The organism is Tenacibaculum sp. SDUM215027, from assembly GCF_050566205.1.
Lineage (GTDB): Bacteria > Bacteroidota > Bacteroidia > Flavobacteriales > Flavobacteriaceae > Polaribacter.
Window position 1 is genome coordinate 322933 of the sequence record NZ_JBNXUE010000004.1, and the last position, 18529, is coordinate 341461.

The following is an 18529-nucleotide window of genomic DNA, read 5'->3' on the forward strand; positions in this document are numbered from 1 at the left end:
TTTATTCTTCTCTTAATGCTTCTATTGGTTTTACTACTGTTGCCATATATGCTGGTATTAATCCTATTAAAGTTCCTAAAATTACTAGGATTGAAAAAGCCAACATTACTATGGGTATATTTACGGTTGGATTTACTAATGTTGGATCGTCTCCACTTCCTACTGTAAAATCTAATAGAAACAGTACGAGTCCTCCAAAAATAATTCCTAACATTCCTGCTACAGTGGTTAAGAAAACAGACTCTAATACTATTTGTCTTCTTATACTTCTTGGTGTTGCGCCTAAAGCTCTTCTAATCCCAATCTCTTTAGTACGTTCTTTTACGGTAATTAATAAGATGTTACCAATCGCAAAAACTCCTGCTATTAAGGTTGCAATACCTACAAACCATGTTAAAAACTGCATTCCTGTTAAAAACCCCATTAGTTTATCTATTTGGTCTCCTAAGTTTACGCTACCAAAGGCTCTGTTATCTTCTGGGTGTACTTTGTGCAAACTTTTTAAGGTTAACAAAATATCTTTTTCCATTTGTTTGATGTCAACTCCTTCGTTGGCCGTAATCATCATCCAGTCTACCTTGTTAGAAGTATTATATACCTTTTGAAAAGTTGTAAACGGAATGTATGCTGTATCTCCATCAATATCTATAGTATTTGAAGGTTTATAAACCCCTATAACCTTATAGTTTACATTACTAATTTTAACATACTGCCCAATGGGTATCTCTTTTTTATCAAACAACTGTTTGTACATATCTTCAGAAATAACACAAACTTTTGAGTTGTTCTTTATGTCATTTTGATTCAAAAATCTTCCGTAGATTAAATCTTTCTTTTGCACTCGATCTAAAACGGGATAGTCTCCACTAACCTGAAAATCGCCTGATTTAAAATCTTTAACAACAGTACCGTTAGTTTGATTTCTAGGTGCTAATAGCTTTATTTCATTACTATATTCTTTTTCAAGAACTTCAATATCCTTAAACGTTAGGTCAAACCTTCTTCCTTTTTGAAATCCTTTGAAAGGCATATCTGTTCTCTGTGTCCATAAAAAAACACTATTGGTAGCAAAATCTCCAAAAATTCTTTTAAAGTTATTCTCCATACCACGAGCAGCTCCTAATAAAACTACTAATATGAAAATTCCCCATAGTACACCTACAATGGTGATACCTGTTCTTAATTTATTTTTACGAATACTTCCGTAAATTTCTTGCCAAGTGTCTGAATCAAATAAAAACTTCATAATTAGTCTGCTCTTAGTGCTACAATTGGTTTAATTTGTGCTGCCTTTTTTGCTGGTAAATACCCTGCAATTAATCCTGATAAGATTAAAATAATGGTAGCTCCTATTACAATTCCTGGACTTACACTTGGATCTTTTATAAAGTATTTTTCTAAACTATCTCCAATAGCACTTAATATATAGGTTCCTAAACTTAAACCTAAATACCCTGCTATTGTTGTTATTAAAATAGATTCTTGAATAACCATACCAATAATTGAGGAAGGTTTAGCTCCTAGTGCTTTACGGATTCCAAATTCTTTGGTACGTTCTTTTATTACAAAAATCATAATATTACTAATACCAATAATTCCTGCAATTAAAGTTCCTGAGCCTACAAATATGACAATGAAATACAATGCAAACATAAATTGGTTAATTCCTTTGTTTGCTTCTGCCATATTTCTAACTGATAAAGCACTTTGGTCATCTGGATGAATATCTAACTTCTTACGTAAATCTCTTTCTAGTCGATTACCGAATGTAATAGCTTGATCTAAATTTAATTTTGGATCGTATCCTATATTAATTTGACTGATATAATCATTGTTTCCATATAATTTCTGTGCCGTTGTTACGGGCATATAAGTCAATCTTTCTTCATTATCTCCACCCTTATCAGAAAATATTCCGACTACTTTATACGAAATCCCATCAACATTTACTCTTTTTCCTAAAGCTGGTTTTTCTCCAAATAAGTCTTGCTTTACAAGTCTACCAATTACAATTACTTTAGATTTATTTTTTAAGTCTAATTCGTTAATATACCTTCCTTCATCAATAATTGTTTTTTCTAAAAATTGATGATCTGGGTGTACAGCTCGTAATTGATAACTATTTTGGTTGTTCTTATAAGCAATATTTACACTTTTATATATTCTTGCTGTTAAGTGTTGAATTTTGTTTTCGTATTCATCTTTAACATAATCAAAATCTTTATTTTTTAACTGAATTCTTCTTCCTGTTTGTAATCCTTTATAGGGTTTAGATGTTTTCCATACTCTTACAAACATAGCATTGGTTGCATCGTCTACAAAAGCCGATTTAAACTGATTTTGTAAACCTGATACAATTCCGAATAATAGCGTAAATAGTAAAATAGCGAAAGCTACGGTGAATCCTGATAAAACAGAACGCAGCTTATTTTTACCAATACTTTGAAATATTTCTCTCCAGCGATCTAAATCAAACATAATTAAATTGCTTTTGCTTTATTCGTTGCTGCTTCTGTTAACTCATCACTAATTATAACACCATCTTTTAAACGAACAATTCTATTAGTTTGTGCTGCTACTTCTTCTTCGTGTGTAATTACAAAAACCGTCATTCCTTCATCGTTAATTTCTTTTAGTAAATCCATTACCGAATCTGTTGTAGTTGAGTCTAACGCTCCTGTTGGTTCATCCGCTAATACAACTTTTGGTTTTGTTACTAACGCTCTTGCAATTGCTACACGTTGTTTTTGACCTCCAGAAAGCTCATTTGGTAAATGATCTGCCCATTCCTTTAACCCTACTTTTTCAAGATATTCTAAAGCTGTTTCTAATCGTTCTTTTCTAGAAATCCCTTTATAGTATAACGGTAATGCTACATTTTCTAAGGCTGATTTGTAAGAAATTAAGTTAAAAGATTGGAAAACGAATCCTAAAAATTTATTACGTAATACAGCTGCTTTCTTTTCATTTAGGTCTTCAATTAGCTGTCCGTTTAAGTAATACTTTCCTTCATCATGTGTATCTAATAAACCTACAATATTTAATAATGTAGATTTCCCTGATCCTGAAGACCCCATAATAGATACAAACTCGCCTTCTTTTATATGTAAGTCTAACCCTTTTAAAACGTGAAGTGAGTCTTTTCCTATAGGGTAAGATTTGTGAAGATTTTCTATTCGAATCATAGTGTTAGTTAATTTTTAAATAAAAATAAATACTAATTTATCTAATCTACTAATAAATTATTGTTAAATCATTATTTACTTTCTTACAAGACGCTTAATTTTGATTTATGTTACAAGTTAACACTTAATTTTTCTCAAAAAATTAAATATGAACAATTTACCTAGTAATAAAAAAGTGATTTTATTTGATGGTGTCTGTAATTTTTGCAACGATAGTGTGCTAAAAGTTATAAAGTATGACACTAAAAATATGTTTGTTTTTACTTCACTTCAATCGGATATAGGAAAAGAAATTACACAGTATTTAGGGGTAGATACCTCTAAAATTGATTCTATTATATTATATGAACCAAATGTGGCTTATGATATTAAATCATCAGCGGCTTTAAAAATTATGAATGGTTTTGGTGGAGTTTGGAAGTTAACTCAAGTTTTTTGGATTCTACCTGAAGGGCTTAGAAATATTGTATACGATTATATTGCTAAAAATCGTTATAAATGGTTTGGTAAAAAAGAAGCGTGCATGATTCCTTCTAAAGAAATACAAGAAAAATTTTTATAAAAAAAAGCTCACCAAGTGGTGAGCTTATTCATAGCAATATTTCCCTGTCTATTGGGGGACCGACTTAATTAAAATAAATTTTTGAAGCTCCTAAAGCTACTTCTTTAGTATCTTTTTTAGTCTTTCCTGATAAGTCATAAACATCTAATTTACTATTACCCAAAAAATTAGCATCTAATACAAAAACTTCATTGTCTCTTACAGCTAAGCCATAAAGGATAGCTGAATCTGTAGCTAAAAACTCGGTAGTTGGTAAAGAATTAGCGTTCACATCCGTTTTATAGATGTCATTTCCTAAACTATAGTAAATATCATTTCCCTCTAAAACCATTTGAGATGGATGCTCGCCTTCATTAAAAGTTAATTCTGATTCAACCTCATTATTGCTTGTGTTTATAAAAGAAATAGCTGCCAGTGTATGTCCTACTACATCCCCATTCGCATCATAAATAGTTTTTCCTTGAGATAAAACGACTAACTTACCTGAACTATCTATATACAACTCATCTGGTCTATCTTTAACAGTCACCTCTTTTACCACTGATTTCGTAGCTATATCAATTACAACTACTTTATTATTTGTTCCAAATGCTCCTAAATGAGAAACATATAATTTTCCATTTTTAGCAATAATTCTTTCTGGTCCTAAAGCTACGTCTACTTTTCCTTCTACTTCTAAAGAGTTTAAGTCTACAATTGCAACAAAATCATCACTATCATTATCTGTAGCTCCCCAGTTAGTTACATAACCTTTATTTCCTACTACGGTCATATACCTTGGTTTTGATAAACCTGTTGTAATGGTTCCTGCTTTATCAAAAGTATATCTATCTACTACTGTTACTGTATTTTGATTATCTGTTACGATGTAAGCTCTATCATTATCAAATGCTATTGATTGAACATATTCTCCAAACTCTGCATTATTTACTTTTTTATAAATTGTGTTTTCTACTGTAGTTAAATCATTCGAAACGAAAGAAACAGAACCAGAAATTGATCTATTTCCTTCACCACTTATTAAAATTCCGTTTTCATAATCCCCTTTAGGTAAACTTGGACTTCTATCATCACTACATGATGTAAAAAGAATACTCCCTAAGAATAATACTCCTAATAGTTTAGTTATTTTCATTTGTTAAAATTTATAATTGATATTTATGTTAAAATTTCTTTGTGGCATAGGCCTCCTTGGCATAACCATGTATTTTTCTCCTAATAGATTATTTACTTTGACTCCTAATAACAGCTGATTTCGTTTCTTTTGGTATACCTTATATTCTGCTCCTACATTAACTATAAAAAAATTAGGAACTATAAAATCATTAGAGTTATCTTCGGTCGTATATACTTCTCCATTATAAAGTGACTGAGTAAATAGGTTAACTTTTTTACGACTTATCGATAAGTTACTATTCAATAAATGTTTAGGCACAAAAGTTAAATACTTATCTGTTTCACTATCTTTAGCTAAAGCATAAGAATAGTTAGAGGATATATTAAATCTATACTCTCCAAAAACAACTTCATAACTTAAACTAGCTTCTATACCTTTATTCTGAGTTTCATTTAAATTGATGGGAACCCAAACCCCAGGTCTGCTTGAATCACCAGAAGGTGTCCAGACTATCTTGTCTTCTGTATTAATTAAATAAGCTCCTAGATCAAAGTTTAAACCTTTACTTGAATACCCTAATCCTACTTCTCCCTGAACAGAAGTTTCTGGAATCAAATTTTCATTTCCTTGACCTGGCCAAAATAAATCGTTATATGTTGGTACTCTATAGTTTTTCGATCCGTTGACTCTTACATACCATTTTGAAATAGGAGTTACTTTTATTCCTGCAGCATAAACTAACGGAACCTTATAATCTGAATTAAAATCTTTCCTTAACTTAACATTAAAGGAAACATTTTTATGTATATCTTGTCTATAAACAAAGTACTGAGAAAACTGTCTTCTATTTTTTTCTTTGATAACGTCAGTACTACCAAAAGTAGATTCATACTCTGAATAAGAAGATATATCTGCTTTAATTTTTGGAAGTTTATAATTTATGTTATAGGACATTATAAATCTTCTCGATTTTCCGTAGTTGAAGTTTTCAGAAAGCTTATTAGAGAAATATTGATATTTCTGTGTTAGATATGCTAATTTGATTTCTTGTCTTATCTTCCCTTTTTCTATACCATATACCAGTAAATTTCTTTGATTAGAATCAATATATTTTTCTCTTGCTGATGTCGGGTTAGGCAATGTTCCTGAGAAAAGACGTTCTCCAGAAAAGCTTGTGCTATAAAATTTTAATTCAGATTGATTGTTAAGCTTATGCCCAAAACCTAAGTTAATTCCATAGTTTTCATAAGCTCCATTGGTATTTTTGTATTCAGAATCGAATAATTCAAAATCGTTTTCTGAAGAATTTCTAGAAACTCCCACACCTATACTATACTTTGAATTGGAGATTTTTGACTTAAAAATTGAATTGAATGTATTGTAACTTCCTCCTGTTAATACAAATTGATTTTTTACATTAAACTCTTCTGTGTAATTTAAAACATCATTTAAATGCACAGTCCCTCCTATTGCACCTGAACCATATTCTATACTTCCTCCTCCTTTTCTTACATCAATAGCGTCATTTAGACTTACTGTTAAAGAATTAAAGCCTGTTTGTCCATTGTTTATAGAGTTAATATTTATTCCATTCCATACAACAGCTGTATTGGAAGCACTTGTGCCTCTAAAGCTTACAGAACTTGTTCCTCCTTTTCCGTACTCCTTTAAATAAATTGATGAATTATATCTTATTAAATCAGTAAAAGACTCAATATTTCGTGTCAACACAGAATCTGAAAGACTAACCACATGTTGACCTATAGAGTTTTCTTTTAATTTTTTTGTAGCGTCGATGAATACTTCATCCAATCGATAAGAAATTGTATCGTTTTGCCCTACCAGAACAACCACATAAAAAAAAGAAAAAAATGTAATTACTTTTTTAGCCATATTCTACCAAACTTTTATCCCGAAAGTTTTAATTAAATTATAATAATTGGCAGGTCTCCTGGCTTGCATCTTGTAACATACCTTCCCATTTAAAAAACAGTGGTAAGAGTGATTGTTACAAGCTTAATAGCTTACAGTTGCGGGAACAGCTTCGGTTTTGCACCGAATTCCCTTTTAATTCTCTTTAATAGATGATTAAAGAAAAACCAAAAATCACGGCAAATGTATAGTATTCTTATAAATTAGCAACCATCAAGTCATGATAATTTGCGAATTTTGTTTTTAAGTTCTCTGGTAGTGTATAATAATCTGGATGAATCATTTTAGCTAAACATTCCACTCCTTCTACTAAAGTCCCTGCAGACGATTGTGTAAACATAGCAAAGTCAGCAATATAAACTTGTTCGTTTTTTACAGCTCTTAAAGACTTCCATTCTTCTCTTTCTTCTAAAAACTTCATATCTTCAAGAGTTCTGTCAATTCCGTATCCACAAGGAGCAATAATTAACACCTCAGGATCGTATTTTACGATTTTATCCCAAGAAATTACAATACTATCTCCTGATGGATGTGACAATAAATCAATACCTCCAGCATATCCTATCTGATGAGGAATCCAGTGTCCGCAATTAAATAACGGATCAATCCACTCTAATAACATCACACTTTTCGACTGGATTTTATGTTCACGTTGCACATCAACAATATCATAAACACGCTTTTTCAATCCATTCACATACTTCTCTCCTACCTTTTCTTTTTTCATCGCTTTTGCAATGGTTAATGCATTATCAAAAACGTCTTCTAAAGAGTTTGGTGTTATAGAAATTAACTCTGGAATCTTCGGTAATTTATACGCTGATTTTGCCACAGATTCTGTGTCTATCTGGCAAACATCACAAACATCTTGTGTAAAAACAATATCGGGTGCTATACTTTCCAAAACAGGCTCGTCAACATAGTATAAAGTTTTCCCTTCTGCCTTTGTTTTTGAAAAAATAGCTGTTATTTCTTTACTTGTTAAGACTTTTCCTTCTAGCTTATATCGAACAGCGACCTCTTTTTCTTGTAAAGCTACTTCAGGACATTCAAAAGTAATTCCGTTTAAATAATCTTGTAAGCCCATATCATAAATCATTTGAGTTACTGCTGGCATAAAAGAAGATACTGTCATAATTCATTGTTTTAGTTCAGCAAAAATAAACAGTTATCTATTTTAATTTGCTTTTTATTAAAAATCTTTCCAATCTTTGTGTCAACATAAAATACGATTTCATGATACATTATATCTCAGGAGGTGAACGTTCAGGTAAAAGTAGCTATGCTCAAAAGCTAGCCGAATCTTTATCCGACACCCCTATTTACCTAGCCACTTCTCGTATTTGGGATGAAGATTTTCAGCAGCGAGTTGATAGGCATGTTTCTGATAGAGATGAACGCTGGACAACGGTTGAGGAAGAAAAATGGTTAAGTAAAGTAATTTCTGAAAAACAAACTGTGGTTATTGATTGTGTTACACTTTGGTTAACCAACTTCTATGTAGATACGAAATATGATATTGAAAAAGCGCTAGAAATCGCCAAAGAAGAAATCAACAAGTTAGTTGAAATTGACGCCAATATTATCATCATTTCTAATGAAATTGGCATGGGATTACATGCCAATTCTGAATCTGGAAGAAAGTTTACACAACTACAAGGTTGGACAAATCAACACGTAGCAAAACTAGCAGACAAGGCTACTTTTATGGTATCTGGACTCCCTTTAACTTTAAAATAACACATGACAACAACAATAACTCCCCTATCAAAAGATTTACAGAACGAACTCCAAGAAGAAATCAACTACAAAACCAAGCCTATTGGTGCTTTGGGTGATTTAGAAAAAATCGCCATGCAAATTGGTTTGATTCAAAATACGACCACACCTGTGCTATCAAAACCTACAATTATGGTTTTTGCAGGAGATCACGGAATTGCTACTACTGGTAAAGTAAGTCCGTATCCTCAAGAAGTTACGCAACAAATGGTATTCAACTTTTTGCAAGGAGGTGCCGCTATTAATGTGTTTTGTAAACAAAATAATATTCATTTAAACATTGTAGATGCTGGTGTAAATGCTGATTTTGAAGCACATCCACAACTTACCAATGCCAAAATAGCGAAAGGAACGCAAGATTATAGTACTACCAAAGCTATGACCTCTGAGCAATGCCTAGAAGCTTTAGAAAAAGGAAGACAATTGGTAAGAAAGGTATATAGTGAAGGGGGCAATGTTATTGGTTTTGGTGAAATGGGTATTAGCAATACTTCATCTGGGGCTTTGTTAATGAGTTACTTTACCAATACACCTATTGAAAACTGTGTTGGTAGAGGTACTGGAGTGGATGACAAAGGGCTACAAACAAAAATCGACACATTACGTGAAGTATATAACTTACATATTGATGCTATTTCAACACCTATGGAAGCATTGACTGCTTTTGGCGGATTTGAAATTGTAATGATGTGTGGAGCCATGTTAGAAGCCGCTTCTTTAAAAATGACCTTACTAATTGATGGTTTTATTGTTACTGCTGCCCTATTAGCGGCTCATGCAATGGAATCTGATATTCTAGACTATTGTATTTTTTGTCATAATTCAGGAGAGCAAGGACATCAAAAAATGTTAGAGTTCTTAAATGCTGAACCGCTTTTAAATTTAGGCTTACGTTTAGGTGAAGGAACAGGTTGTGCAGTTGCATTTCCTATTATTCAATCGAGTGTAAACTTTTTAAACGAAATGGCCACTTTTAAAAGTGCCAATGTTAGCGAAGCCTAGTTATGATAAAAAGACAAATCCATTATTTTTTAACTGCTGTATTGTTTTTTACACGAATTCCGTGTCCTAAATGGGTGAATCACTCGCCTGAAATACTCAACAAAAGCAGTCGTTATTTTTCTTTAGTAGGAATTGTAGTTGGAAGTATTGCAGCACTAGCCTACTTCACTTTTTCTTATATTTTTCCTACGGATATTGCTATTGTTATCAGCATGATTAGTTCTATTTGGATTACAGGAGCTTTTCATGAAGATGGGTTTGCCGATGTATGTGATGGTTTTGGTGGTGGATGGACCAAAGAAAAGATTTTAACCATTATGAAAGATTCCAGACTTGGAACTTTTGGAGTGAGTGGCTTGGTGTTTATTCTAGCTATAAAGTTTTTAGCTCTATATCATTTACAAAACCTATCCGTTAATTTAATTCTAGTAATTATCTCAGGCCATAGTATGAGCCGATTTATTGCAACTGTATTATTGTATACACATGAATACGTGAGAGATATTGACAGCTCTAAAATAAAACCAACCACCAAACAAATGAGTAGTAAATCGCTACTCATATCTGCTATTTTCGGAGTAGTTCCCTTATTTTTCTTTCAAAAACCAATGATGTTTTTAGTCTTGCTTCCATTACTTGTTACCTATTTATATATGGGACATTTCTTTAAAAAATGGATTGGTGGTCAAACAGGAGATTGCGCGGGTGCTTTGCAACAAGTAGCTGAAATTGTTTTTTATCTAAGCCTACTCGCCTTATGGAAGTTATTTTAGTACGACATACCACACCTGATATTGCCAAAGGTATATGCTATGGTCAAGCAGATATAGAGGTTACGACTACTTTTGAAGAAGAAGTGAGCGGTATTCTAAAAAAAGTTCCTGTTAACGATACTGATGTAACGTATTACAGCAGTCCTTTACAACGTTGTAAACTTTTAGCTGAAAAACTTTCGTCCACTGTAATTTTTGACAACCGATTGAAAGAACTTGATTTTGGTGATTGGGAGCTACAAAAATGGAACGATATTGATAAAAAAGAACTCGATATTTGGATGAACGATTTTGTGAAAATGCCTGCTAAAAACGGAGAATCTTATATCGATTTACACAACAGAACCACCAATTTTTTAACCGAATTAACAACCAAAAATCATCAAAAAGTTGTACTTGTTACCCATGCGGGAGTAATGAGAAGTCTTTGGGCTTATACAAACAATATTCCGTTGGAAAAATCATTTGAACTTAAACTGAACTACGGGGATACCCTTACTTTCCACTTATAAAAACCTATTACTATGAAACGTTATTTACTTATTTTTTCTTTATTACTTCTGTTTGTACAATGTAAGCAAGAAACTAAAAAAACTACTGAAAAGAAAACCACACAAAGCTCTGTAAAATACGCTAAGGGGTTTGATATCATATCTGAAAACGGTCAAAAAAAATTAGTGATAAAAAAAGCTTTTCAAAGCGCTCACGAATATTTTTCTTACACACTTACCAACAAAACCAACCTTTCTAAAAATGAAATTAAAGTTCCTATCGAAAAAATGGTCGTTACGAGTACTACTCATATTCCGATGTTGGAACTTTTGAATGCTGAAAATACTATTGTTGGTTTTCCGCACACCAAATATGTTTCTTCAAAAAAGACAAGAAATAGAATTGACGAAGGTAACATTGTTGAATTAGGCTTGGAGCAAGACATGAACACTGAAAAGTTGATTGATATTGAGCCTGAATTAGTTGTTGGTTTTGCTTTACATCCAAACACAAAATTGTATCAAAACATCAAAAAAACGGGAATTCCTGTCATTTTTAATGGAGATTGGCTGGAAGAAACTCCTTTAGGAAGAGCTGAATGGATTAAGTTTTTCGGAGCTTTATACGGAAAAGAAAAGGAAGCAGATAGTATTTTCACCAACATAGAAACAGAATACTTAAAAGCGAAAGAAATTGCTAAAAACAGTGCTAAACAACCTACTATTTTATCTGGGAGCATGTTTAAAGATGTTTGGAATGTTCCTGCGGGTGAAAGCTTTATTGCAACATTTTACAACGATGCGAACTTAAACTACTTATGGAAAGACACCAAAGGAACGGGTAGCTTACCACTAAGTTTTGAAAGTGTATTGGAAAAAGGGCAACACGCTGATTTTTGGTTTAACTGTGGCTTGTATGCTACCAAAGAACAGTTAACTACTGCAAATATTCACTACAAAGAGTTTGATGCATTTAACAATAATAAGATATTTTCTATCGGACACAACAAAGGTGAAACTGGTGGTTTGATTTACTTTGAACTCTCTCCTGTACGACCAGATTTGGTGTTAAAAGATTTGATTAAAATTACGCATCCTAATTTGTTACCAGAATACGAATTGACTTTTTATAAGGAAGTGGAGTAAGTTTTTGAATTACGATTGATGAATTGTCTAAAAAAGATTTAGTTTATATTTATTATCGATTGTAAACTATAAAACTTGTTAATAGTTAATATGAATCATTAAAATAAGCTTCTAATACCTATAAAATGACATTAGAAATACTAACCAAGGCTATTAAAGACTACAGAACAGAAGGAATTGAACTAATGGAACGACTGGGAAGGAAGTTTGGTTATGAAATTTCTATTAAAGAGCAATATGAAGAACTTATTTGGAAAGGGAATTCAAAAGTTCCTAGAAAAGGGCTACTTTCACAAAGGGTTAATTATGCTTTTCATGGTGGAGAATGTCATTTTCATAAAAAAAAGACTCAACAAAATATTGAAGTTATACTCACCAACCCTCCAAAATTTGGAAAAATTGATGCTTGGTTTTTAAAATCATTTTTAGATAGTACCAAAGAATATTCAGAGCTGACTAAGAATATAGATTGGAAAGATTTGAAGTTAATGGTAAACGAGTTATATAAAACTGGTAAAATAGAAGAAATAAAATAAATGTAAATAAAGATAGGAAACTCAAAAGATAACTGTTCTCTTTACCCTACCTCACAATCGTTCTAAACGTTAAACTCACCCGAGGTCGGTGGACTTTTTTTGTAGGTGGTAACCGATGTAGCCAATGGGTTTGGGTTTCGTCTTTCATCACCAATAACGAACCGTGTTCTAAAACTTTATAAACTGTTTCTTTAGTTTGTTTGTGTTTAAAACCAAAACGTCGTTCTGCTCCAAAACTTAACGAAGCAATTGCTCCGTTCTTTTTTAAGTCTTTTTCTCCATCACTATGCCACGCCATTCCTTCTGAACCATCATGGTATAAATTCAGTAAACAAGAGTTATACGTTTCACCAGTTTCCTTTTCAACTAATTCTTTTAATGCTATTAATTCTTCTGTAAATGGTAAGGCTGTTTTGGTAATGTTTGAATACGAATATTCAAAAGGTTGTTCGGCATACCAAGCTACTTTTCGTTTGGTTACCATGCGTTTTCCAAAAATAATAGCTTCGTCATTGCGCCACTCAATAGAGTTAAATAAATCCTCGTAATAATGGTCTGCCTCCTCTTTTGATAGAATAATTCCGTAATAGTTTACTCTTCCATCTTTCGGAAGTAAGTTTTTAGGTACATCATCAAATTGTGAGAATAAATCCATCGTTATAAAAATAAAAATCTCCTGTTAAAAACAGGAGATTGTAATCTAATATGAATTACTATACTATTTTAATATTGTTGCTCTTCTGTATCATCACCACAATTACCAAAATAATCACCATGAGCTAAATGCGCTTTTAAAGCTTTTTTACTAATAGTTATCGAATGAACGTTACTAGGATTTCCTGGTGGTACATGGCAAATAGTAACTTTTGAGTCTTTACCCTTTGATTCTTTACTCTTTAAAGTAGTTTGATTTGCTAACAAAGGGATTAAAATAAAACTAAAAATTAATGTTGTAATTTTCATATTTAATAAAATTTAGGGATTAATCCCTCAAATATAGAAAAAAGTAACTAATCAACAACAAAACTAGTTTCTAAACTTATTTCGTGTGATAATATGTTTGAGTTTCTGTTTTAAATCAGTCCCTGTATCGTACACCATTTGCTCATTAGAAGGAAATTCTACCGATGTTTCATCAAGTAAATCTATAAACGATTTATCCAACGCTCTTCTGTCTCCATCATAATCAGCATAAATGTGTTCAAAAACAAACTCGCTTTGTATAGGAAAACGTTGTAATAATTGATTCGCTCTGTTATCAATATACTTTACAACACCTGTAACTTTACTACTCTTAAATTGTGTAAACTGATAAAAGTTACAACGTATTCTTTTAAACTTATCTACTTTTATTTTGTTTCCTAAACTGTCCTTTACATAATTACCGTTATTATCTCTTAAGTACTTAAACCCATCTTTTATGCGTCGTTCTTTAATAACTTCCTTTTCATGTACCTGTTCAGGAGAAACTATAATATCTCTAAAATCTAACTCTAAATCAAAGTCATATCTAATACTTCTGTCTCTTTTAGCATGATACTGTGTCCATAAATCATTCAATCCATACGTATCAATCGCTAGTAAGTCTCTTTCTAATCTTCTAGGAATTATTTGATCTGTCCTATTTCTAACAGAAACATGTACATAATCTATTCCTTTTGCGTGTGCTTCTTCTATTAAGTTTCTTGTATCTCTATAGTTAGGGCTAATTTTATCTAAGTGTCTTAACTCATCAAAAGCTCTTCTGTAGTTAATTTTATTTCGGTCTCCTTCATTTAACAAGGCTACACCATTCTCGTACAAGTAACCAGCATAGTTTTCTTTTGCTGCAAGAATTCTATCAGTATAACTAACAAATTTAAACTTGGCGTTTCTTCCTGAAGATAAAATTCGTAATGGCAATAATGGTTTTATGCGCTCTTGTCTACTATTAAGACGTTGATACAGCGTATAAATTGCTTCGAAGTTTTCAGGATTTCGTTCTTTCTCTAAAAAAGAAATTCTATCCAAATCTCTATTCGTAGCTTTTCTAAAAGCTTCTTGAAGCATCAGTACATGCGGCTGATTTTTTTCTTTGGTTTTGTTCTTGGCTAATTTTTCAATAGATAATGAAATTGCCTTGTCATAATTACCAGAATTAAGCGCTTTTTCTGTAGTTTTTACACTACTACAAGACGCTAATACTAGTACCGATAAAATAAGTAGTAAAGTAGTTTTTCTCATAAAGTTTAAGTTTCGCAAGAAAATTCAATTATTGTGCCAAAACTAAGTATTCTTTTTAACTTAAACTTTATGAAATCACACTATTTATTCAAGTAGCTTCGCCATTGCTATTTGAATGACTTTAAGGTGCTTTTCTTTGTTTGATGGTTTGTTTGATTTTTGCATTTGAACCATTTGACGTAATAAATTAACTCCTACCTGATCGAAATTATACTGCTTGTATTGAAGTCCTTTGGCAACAATATCTTCTGATAAATTTTTAATAGCCTCTGTATTATTACTTTTTCCAATCTTATCGAATGCTTTTTTATATAATGATTGAATCTTCTTGTTCGGGCTTAAGAACATTCCAGACATTACATTACTCGCAATAAAGCTTAACTCATCATCATCATTTTCTTCTAAATAAATACGCGTTAACGGTGTTGCGATAATCTTTTTTACTTCTAATGGTAATGTTTTTGATTTTTGAATAGCCAATTGCTTATCAATATAGTATATTCCAACTAACGACTTTCCTAAAACTGAATACGACTTACTCTCTAATCCTTTTTCAAACACCATTTTTAATGCAGGATCTGTTAACTTTCCTAAAGTTTCAATCGCAGCTGCTTGCACCAACGTTTTCTTATCGTTTTGAGCTATTCTCATAATCTTATCAATTACATTCTTTTTTGAATTTTTATTAATAAGGTTAATATTTTCTAAGGCTAAAATTCTGATTTTATAAAAGTTATTATTCAAAGCATCTGCTACAGCGTTAAACGCTTTTTTATCATCTTGATGTTTAGCTACTTCTAACAAGGCTTCTCTTTTATGCACATAGTTTTTAGCATACTTTAATTGATGAATATAATCGCTCAGCACTTTATTTTCGTTAATGTCGCACAACAACACTCCATCAGCATTTACTTGGATTAAATCTGGATGGTTATCATATGGAAATGTAACAGAAGTATCTCTGTTTTCTACGAAAATACTATAACGGTGACGTTCACTTCCTTCAAAAACATCTATAGAGAATGGAAATTTAAAATCGTTTGGTTGTGTTTGAAGTATATTTACGGTTACTGTTTTTCTTAGCTTGTTATAATCGTACGAAATAGACAACTTAGGATGTCCACCATTAAAATACCATTGATTAAAAAACCAGTTTAAATCTTTTCCGCTTATTTTTTCAAATGCCAAACGCAATTGATGTGCTTCTCCTGTACTGTATTTATTATCGGTTAAATAGGTATTCAATCCAGCATAAAAAGCTTCATCTCCTAAATAATTTCGTAGCATGTGTAAAATCGCTCCTCCTTTATTGTAACTCACCGCATCAAACATATCTTCTTTATCGTTGTAGTTAAAACGAACTAAGTGTTTCTCATAGTTTTGTCCGTTTTTATAACCTTCAATATCTTCAAACAAATGCGCCTCTGCCTCATCTTTTCCATATTTATGCTCTAACCACAAATACTCGCTATAATTAGCAAAACTCTCGTTTACAGTTAAGTTACTCCAACTTTCGGCCGTTACTAAATCGCCAAACCAGTGATGAAACGCTTCGTGTGCAATCGTATTTTCTTGCACGTTCTCATCTATTAATTGTCCCGTCGTTTGATATGCTCTTTCTCCATGAATTACTGCTGTAGTATTTTCCATCGCGCCACTTACATAGTCACGACCTACAATTTGTGCATATTTATTCCACGGATACTCAACTCCTGTAATTTTTGAAAAGAATGCCAGCATTTCTGGAGTATTTCCAAAAATCTCTTTTGCATATGGAGCATATTCCTTTTCTACATAATAATCAACAGGAATATCCTTGTATTTGTCTTTAACAATTTCATACTCTCCTACTCCCATAAAAAATAAATACGGAGCATGTTTTTGAGTAAAATTCCAATAATCAGTACGAGTTCCATTAGCATTGGTCGTTTCTTTTTCTAACTTTCCGTTAGAAAGTGTTACATATTGCTGTGGAACGGTTATGTAAATTTCTTGTGATGTTTTTTGATTTGGTGAATCTATTGTTGGAAACCAACAACTACTTGCTTCTGTTTCACCTTGAGTCCAAATTTGAGTAGGTTTATTTTTATCTAATCCTGTTGGGTTGATAAAATACAATCCTTTAGCTGAAGTTATCGCAGCGCTTCCTTTTTGCTTTACTTTTTCAGGACGTGCGGTATATTTAATGTAAAGTGTAAACTCTTCGTTTCGTTTATATTTACGAGGTAAATCGATAATCAATTCATAATCGTCGTAATTAAAATCTAATGGTTGGTTATTCATCGTTATCTTATGAATCACCATTGCTTTGGCATCTAATGTAACCTTATCCGTTTCATAAAAATGAGGTGTTAAAGTTACCCACTCTTCTCCGTTCATTTCTTTTTCTTGAAAGTTAAAATCTACTTTTAACTTCGTATGAATTAAGTTTAGAACTTTATCTTTTTCTGCTCTATATACTTTATCTGATTGGGAAAATAAGCTTGCTGTAAAGAAAACAGCGATAAAAACAAGGAGTTTATTAAATTTCATGTGTTTTTGTTTAAAGTTCAAAAATATGAAATTCTATTGGGAGGCTTGTTAATGAGCCGTTAAAAAGAAAAAGCCATCAGATAATCTGATGGCTTCTCTATATTTTAAATACTAATTTTTATTCTGTTTCTTCTGAAGAACGATGCTTTTCGTCAAAAATCATTTTAAATTGCTTTAAATCTAGATTTCCTGCATCCATCTTAGCTTTTTGCACCATTTCCATAATCTTCCCAACATTCATGTTTTCTCCTAAAATTCGTGCAACTCCCACTCCCATTTCTTTTCCGTAACCAAAAGCTACAATTTCATCGATAGCATCTGCTTCTCCTGAATAATAAATTGCTGCATTAGCTCCATCTTTTTTAAATTTCATTAACTGTTTATAGCCTGATTTTTTAAAGATAGATTTCAATTTCTCCTTTTCTGTTTCATAACCTGCTTCATCTAAATTCTTATAAGGAACACCTGTAATGTTAATCTTTTTTATGCTTTCATACGCTTTTTTATCTTCTTCAGATGCTTTATCCATGCTTAATTGTAACACACTAGCTGGTACATCAAACGTAATAAAGCCTTCCTTTTCTTGGCTCTCTACCAAATAGCTTTGTAAAGATTCTGTTTTACAAGAAACAGCAACAAAGGCTATTAGTAACATTGAATATATAAGTAGTTTTTTCATTATTGTTAGTTTTTGATTAAAAGCAGCGCTAACTCGTTAACGCTGCCTTGTTTTTTATTTATTTTTCTTCCCGTCTTTAGAGAATGTTTCTGCTAGTTTTGACATTTTATTGATATCAATATTACCTGTTAACGAAACAATTACAGACTCTGGTGAACCACCATTAGAGTTTTTGTCTTTTACAAACATTAGCACTTCACTTACAAAATCTTTGTTTTTAGTAGACTTCACATAGATTTTAACACGAGAATCTTTGTCTTTTACACGCATTAACTCTATTAAATTACTCTTTTTAATGGCAGATTTTACCATGCTTTCCATTTGAGCAGATACTTTTGCACTTTCAGTTGAAAATACCTTTAATTCTTGTAAGTCTTGAATCATTTTAAAAACTTCCATCGCTTCATTGTCTTCAGATTCTACCTTAAATTTAGATAAAATTTCAAAAGCATCTTTATTTACTACCACTGATGATACCTCATCAAGGTCTTCTAATTTATCGAACATTGACTGTCCGAAACTTACATTAGCTATAAATACGAATGCGAATAATAATATTACTTTTTTCATGA

19 protein-coding genes and 1 riboswitch are annotated in these 18529 nt (G+C 31.9%); of the genes, 7 read left to right on the forward strand and 12 right to left on the reverse strand.

The features are described from left to right. Position 1: 1 nt before the first annotated feature. From ACQYZ7_RS11540 to ACQYZ7_RS11550, 3 genes are read right to left on the reverse strand one after another with little or no spacing between them, the layout of a single operon-like run. The gene (locus ACQYZ7_RS11540) at positions 2 to 1246 is read right to left on the reverse strand and encodes an ABC transporter permease (protein ID WP_430729889.1); all 1245 of its coding nucleotides are present in this window, start codon (positions 1244 to 1246) and stop codon (positions 2 to 4) included. 2 nt (positions 1247 to 1248) lie between these two features. Continuing rightward, a complete protein-coding gene (locus tag ACQYZ7_RS11545; RefSeq protein ID WP_430729890.1) occupies positions 1249 to 2478 on the reverse strand; it encodes an ABC transporter permease in 1230 nt (409 codons plus the stop codon). A gap of 2 nt (positions 2479 to 2480) precedes the next feature. Continuing rightward, complete coding sequence (locus ACQYZ7_RS11550; RefSeq protein ID WP_430729891.1) at positions 2481 to 3185, reverse strand: ABC transporter ATP-binding protein; 705 nt, start codon at positions 3183 to 3185, stop codon at positions 2481 to 2483. A 148-nt stretch (positions 3186 to 3333) separates the two neighbouring features. Here ACQYZ7_RS11550 and ACQYZ7_RS11555 point away from each other — a divergent pair, with 148 nt between their 5' ends. Continuing rightward, on the forward strand, positions 3334 to 3747 hold the full coding sequence (locus ACQYZ7_RS11555; protein ID WP_430729892.1) for a thiol-disulfide oxidoreductase DCC family protein: 414 nt from the start codon (positions 3334 to 3336) through the stop codon (positions 3745 to 3747). A 64-nt stretch (positions 3748 to 3811) separates the two neighbouring features. On the opposite strand, the gene ACQYZ7_RS11560 is transcribed toward ACQYZ7_RS11555, so the two are convergent. The 3 genes from ACQYZ7_RS11560 to ACQYZ7_RS11570 form a co-directional block, all read right to left on the reverse strand. Continuing rightward, complete coding sequence (locus ACQYZ7_RS11560; RefSeq protein WP_430729893.1) at positions 3812 to 4882, reverse strand: YncE family protein; 1071 nt, start codon at positions 4880 to 4882, stop codon at positions 3812 to 3814. 3 nt (positions 4883 to 4885) lie between these two features. Beyond that, entirely contained in the window at positions 4886 to 6757 is a 1872-nt protein-coding gene (locus ACQYZ7_RS11565; RefSeq protein WP_430729894.1) for a TonB-dependent receptor domain-containing protein, read from the reverse strand. A 31-nt stretch (positions 6758 to 6788) separates the two neighbouring features. After that, a riboswitch (cobalamin riboswitch) is annotated at positions 6789 to 6983 on the reverse strand. A 9-nt stretch (positions 6984 to 6992) separates the two neighbouring features. Next, positions 6993 to 7931: an ABC transporter substrate-binding protein gene (locus ACQYZ7_RS11570; protein WP_430729895.1), complete on the reverse strand. Its 939-nt coding sequence runs from the start codon at positions 7929 to 7931 to the stop codon at positions 6993 to 6995. A gap of 101 nt (positions 7932 to 8032) precedes the next feature. On the opposite strand from ACQYZ7_RS11570, the gene ACQYZ7_RS11575 reads away from it, so the two are divergent. The 6 genes from ACQYZ7_RS11575 to ACQYZ7_RS11600 all read left to right on the forward strand — a co-directional run bounded on the left by ACQYZ7_RS11575 (position 8033) and on the right by ACQYZ7_RS11600 (position 12523). After that, positions 8033 to 8536: a bifunctional adenosylcobinamide kinase/adenosylcobinamide-phosphate guanylyltransferase gene (locus tag ACQYZ7_RS11575; RefSeq protein ID WP_430729896.1), complete on the forward strand. Its 504-nt coding sequence runs from the start codon at positions 8033 to 8035 to the stop codon at positions 8534 to 8536. Positions 8537 to 8539: 3 nt separating this feature from the next. Then, positions 8540 to 9577 carry a nicotinate-nucleotide--dimethylbenzimidazole phosphoribosyltransferase gene (gene cobT / locus ACQYZ7_RS11580; protein ID WP_430729897.1) on the forward strand — a complete coding sequence of 346 codons (1038 nt, stop codon included), beginning with the start codon at positions 8540 to 8542 and terminating at the stop codon, positions 9575 to 9577. A gap of 2 nt (positions 9578 to 9579) precedes the next feature. Further along, the gene (locus tag ACQYZ7_RS11585; RefSeq protein WP_430729898.1) at positions 9580 to 10350 is read left to right on the forward strand and encodes an adenosylcobinamide-GDP ribazoletransferase; all 771 of its coding nucleotides are present in this window, start codon (positions 9580 to 9582) and stop codon (positions 10348 to 10350) included. After that, positions 10335 to 10862 (forward strand): alpha-ribazole phosphatase, encoded by a 528-nt coding sequence (cobC, locus tag ACQYZ7_RS11590; RefSeq protein ID WP_430729899.1) that lies wholly within the window; start codon positions 10335 to 10337, stop codon positions 10860 to 10862. The genes ACQYZ7_RS11585 and cobC overlap by 16 nt, the downstream gene beginning before the upstream one ends. A gap of 12 nt (positions 10863 to 10874) precedes the next feature. Beyond that, complete coding sequence (locus ACQYZ7_RS11595; protein ID WP_430729900.1) at positions 10875 to 11987, forward strand: ABC transporter substrate-binding protein; 1113 nt, start codon at positions 10875 to 10877, stop codon at positions 11985 to 11987. A gap of 125 nt (positions 11988 to 12112) precedes the next feature. Beyond that, entirely contained in the window at positions 12113 to 12523 is a 411-nt protein-coding gene (locus tag ACQYZ7_RS11600; protein WP_430729901.1) for a DUF6896 domain-containing protein, read from the forward strand. 46 nt (positions 12524 to 12569) lie between these two features. Here the strand turns inward: ACQYZ7_RS11600 and ACQYZ7_RS11605 are convergent, their stop codons facing one another. The 6 genes from ACQYZ7_RS11605 to ACQYZ7_RS11630 all read right to left on the reverse strand — a co-directional run bounded on the left by ACQYZ7_RS11605 (position 12570) and on the right by ACQYZ7_RS11630 (position 18527). Beyond that, on the reverse strand, positions 12570 to 13178 hold the full coding sequence (locus tag ACQYZ7_RS11605; protein ID WP_430729902.1) for an alpha-ketoglutarate-dependent dioxygenase AlkB family protein: 609 nt from the start codon (positions 13176 to 13178) through the stop codon (positions 12570 to 12572). Positions 13179 to 13246: 68 nt separating this feature from the next. Beyond that, positions 13247 to 13486: a hypothetical protein gene (locus ACQYZ7_RS11610; protein ID WP_430729903.1), complete on the reverse strand. Its 240-nt coding sequence runs from the start codon at positions 13484 to 13486 to the stop codon at positions 13247 to 13249. Positions 13487 to 13549: 63 nt separating this feature from the next. Beyond that, positions 13550 to 14746, reverse strand: a complete 1197-nt coding sequence (locus tag ACQYZ7_RS11615; RefSeq protein WP_430729904.1) for a hypothetical protein — start codon at positions 14744 to 14746, stop codon at positions 13550 to 13552. A gap of 84 nt (positions 14747 to 14830) precedes the next feature. Next, positions 14831 to 17278, reverse strand: a complete 2448-nt coding sequence (locus tag ACQYZ7_RS11620; RefSeq protein ID WP_430729905.1) for a M1 family aminopeptidase — start codon at positions 17276 to 17278, stop codon at positions 14831 to 14833. A 118-nt stretch (positions 17279 to 17396) separates the two neighbouring features. Continuing rightward, positions 17397 to 17957, reverse strand: a complete 561-nt coding sequence (locus tag ACQYZ7_RS11625) for a DUF4252 domain-containing protein (protein WP_430729906.1) — start codon at positions 17955 to 17957, stop codon at positions 17397 to 17399. Between the two features lie 54 nt (positions 17958 to 18011). Then, positions 18012 to 18527: a DUF4252 domain-containing protein gene (locus ACQYZ7_RS11630; RefSeq protein WP_430729907.1), complete on the reverse strand. Its 516-nt coding sequence runs from the start codon at positions 18525 to 18527 to the stop codon at positions 18012 to 18014. Positions 18528 to 18529 lie beyond the last annotated feature (2 nt).

Excerpts from the sequence above, each read along its gene's own strand:
- ACQYZ7_RS11550 (WP_430729891.1), bottom strand. The coding sequence starts at position 3,185 with ATGATTCGAATAGAAAATCTTCACAAATCTTACCCTATAGGAAAAGAC.
- ACQYZ7_RS11600 (WP_430729901.1), top strand. The coding sequence starts at position 12,113 with ATGACATTAGAAATACTAACCAAGGCTATTAAAGACTACAGAACAGAA.
- ACQYZ7_RS11545 (WP_430729890.1), bottom strand. The coding sequence starts at position 2,478 with ATGTTTGATTTAGATCGCTGGAGAGAAATATTTCAAAGTATTGGTAAA.
- ACQYZ7_RS11630 (WP_430729907.1), bottom strand. The coding sequence starts at position 18,527 with ATGAAAAAAGTAATATTATTATTCGCATTCGTATTTATAGCTAATGTA.
- ACQYZ7_RS11615 (WP_430729904.1), bottom strand. The coding sequence starts at position 14,746 with ATGAGAAAAACTACTTTACTACTTATTTTATCGGTACTAGTATTAGCG.
- ACQYZ7_RS11575 (WP_430729896.1), top strand. The coding sequence starts at position 8,033 with ATGATACATTATATCTCAGGAGGTGAACGTTCAGGTAAAAGTAGCTAT.
- ACQYZ7_RS11585 (WP_430729898.1), top strand. The coding sequence starts at position 9,580 with ATGATAAAAAGACAAATCCATTATTTTTTAACTGCTGTATTGTTTTTT.
- ACQYZ7_RS11565 (WP_430729894.1), bottom strand. The coding sequence starts at position 6,757 with ATGGCTAAAAAAGTAATTACATTTTTTTCTTTTTTTTATGTGGTTGTT.
- ACQYZ7_RS11620 (WP_430729905.1), bottom strand. The coding sequence starts at position 17,278 with ATGAAATTTAATAAACTCCTTGTTTTTATCGCTGTTTTCTTTACAGCA.
- ACQYZ7_RS11540 (WP_430729889.1), bottom strand. The coding sequence starts at position 1,246 with ATGAAGTTTTTATTTGATTCAGACACTTGGCAAGAAATTTACGGAAGT.
- cobC (WP_430729899.1), top strand. The coding sequence starts at position 10,335 with ATGGAAGTTATTTTAGTACGACATACCACACCTGATATTGCCAAAGGT.
- ACQYZ7_RS11605 (WP_430729902.1), bottom strand. The coding sequence starts at position 13,178 with ATGGATTTATTCTCACAATTTGATGATGTACCTAAAAACTTACTTCCG.
- ACQYZ7_RS11560 (WP_430729893.1), bottom strand. The coding sequence starts at position 4,882 with ATGAAAATAACTAAACTATTAGGAGTATTATTCTTAGGGAGTATTCTT.
- cobT (WP_430729897.1), top strand. The coding sequence starts at position 8,540 with ATGACAACAACAATAACTCCCCTATCAAAAGATTTACAGAACGAACTC.
- ACQYZ7_RS11570 (WP_430729895.1), bottom strand. The coding sequence starts at position 7,931 with ATGACAGTATCTTCTTTTATGCCAGCAGTAACTCAAATGATTTATGAT.
- ACQYZ7_RS11555 (WP_430729892.1), top strand. The coding sequence starts at position 3,334 with ATGAACAATTTACCTAGTAATAAAAAAGTGATTTTATTTGATGGTGTC.
- ACQYZ7_RS11610 (WP_430729903.1), bottom strand. The coding sequence starts at position 13,486 with ATGAAAATTACAACATTAATTTTTAGTTTTATTTTAATCCCTTTGTTA.
- ACQYZ7_RS11595 (WP_430729900.1), top strand. The coding sequence starts at position 10,875 with ATGAAACGTTATTTACTTATTTTTTCTTTATTACTTCTGTTTGTACAA.
- ACQYZ7_RS11625 (WP_430729906.1), bottom strand. The coding sequence starts at position 17,957 with ATGAAAAAACTACTTATATATTCAATGTTACTAATAGCCTTTGTTGCT.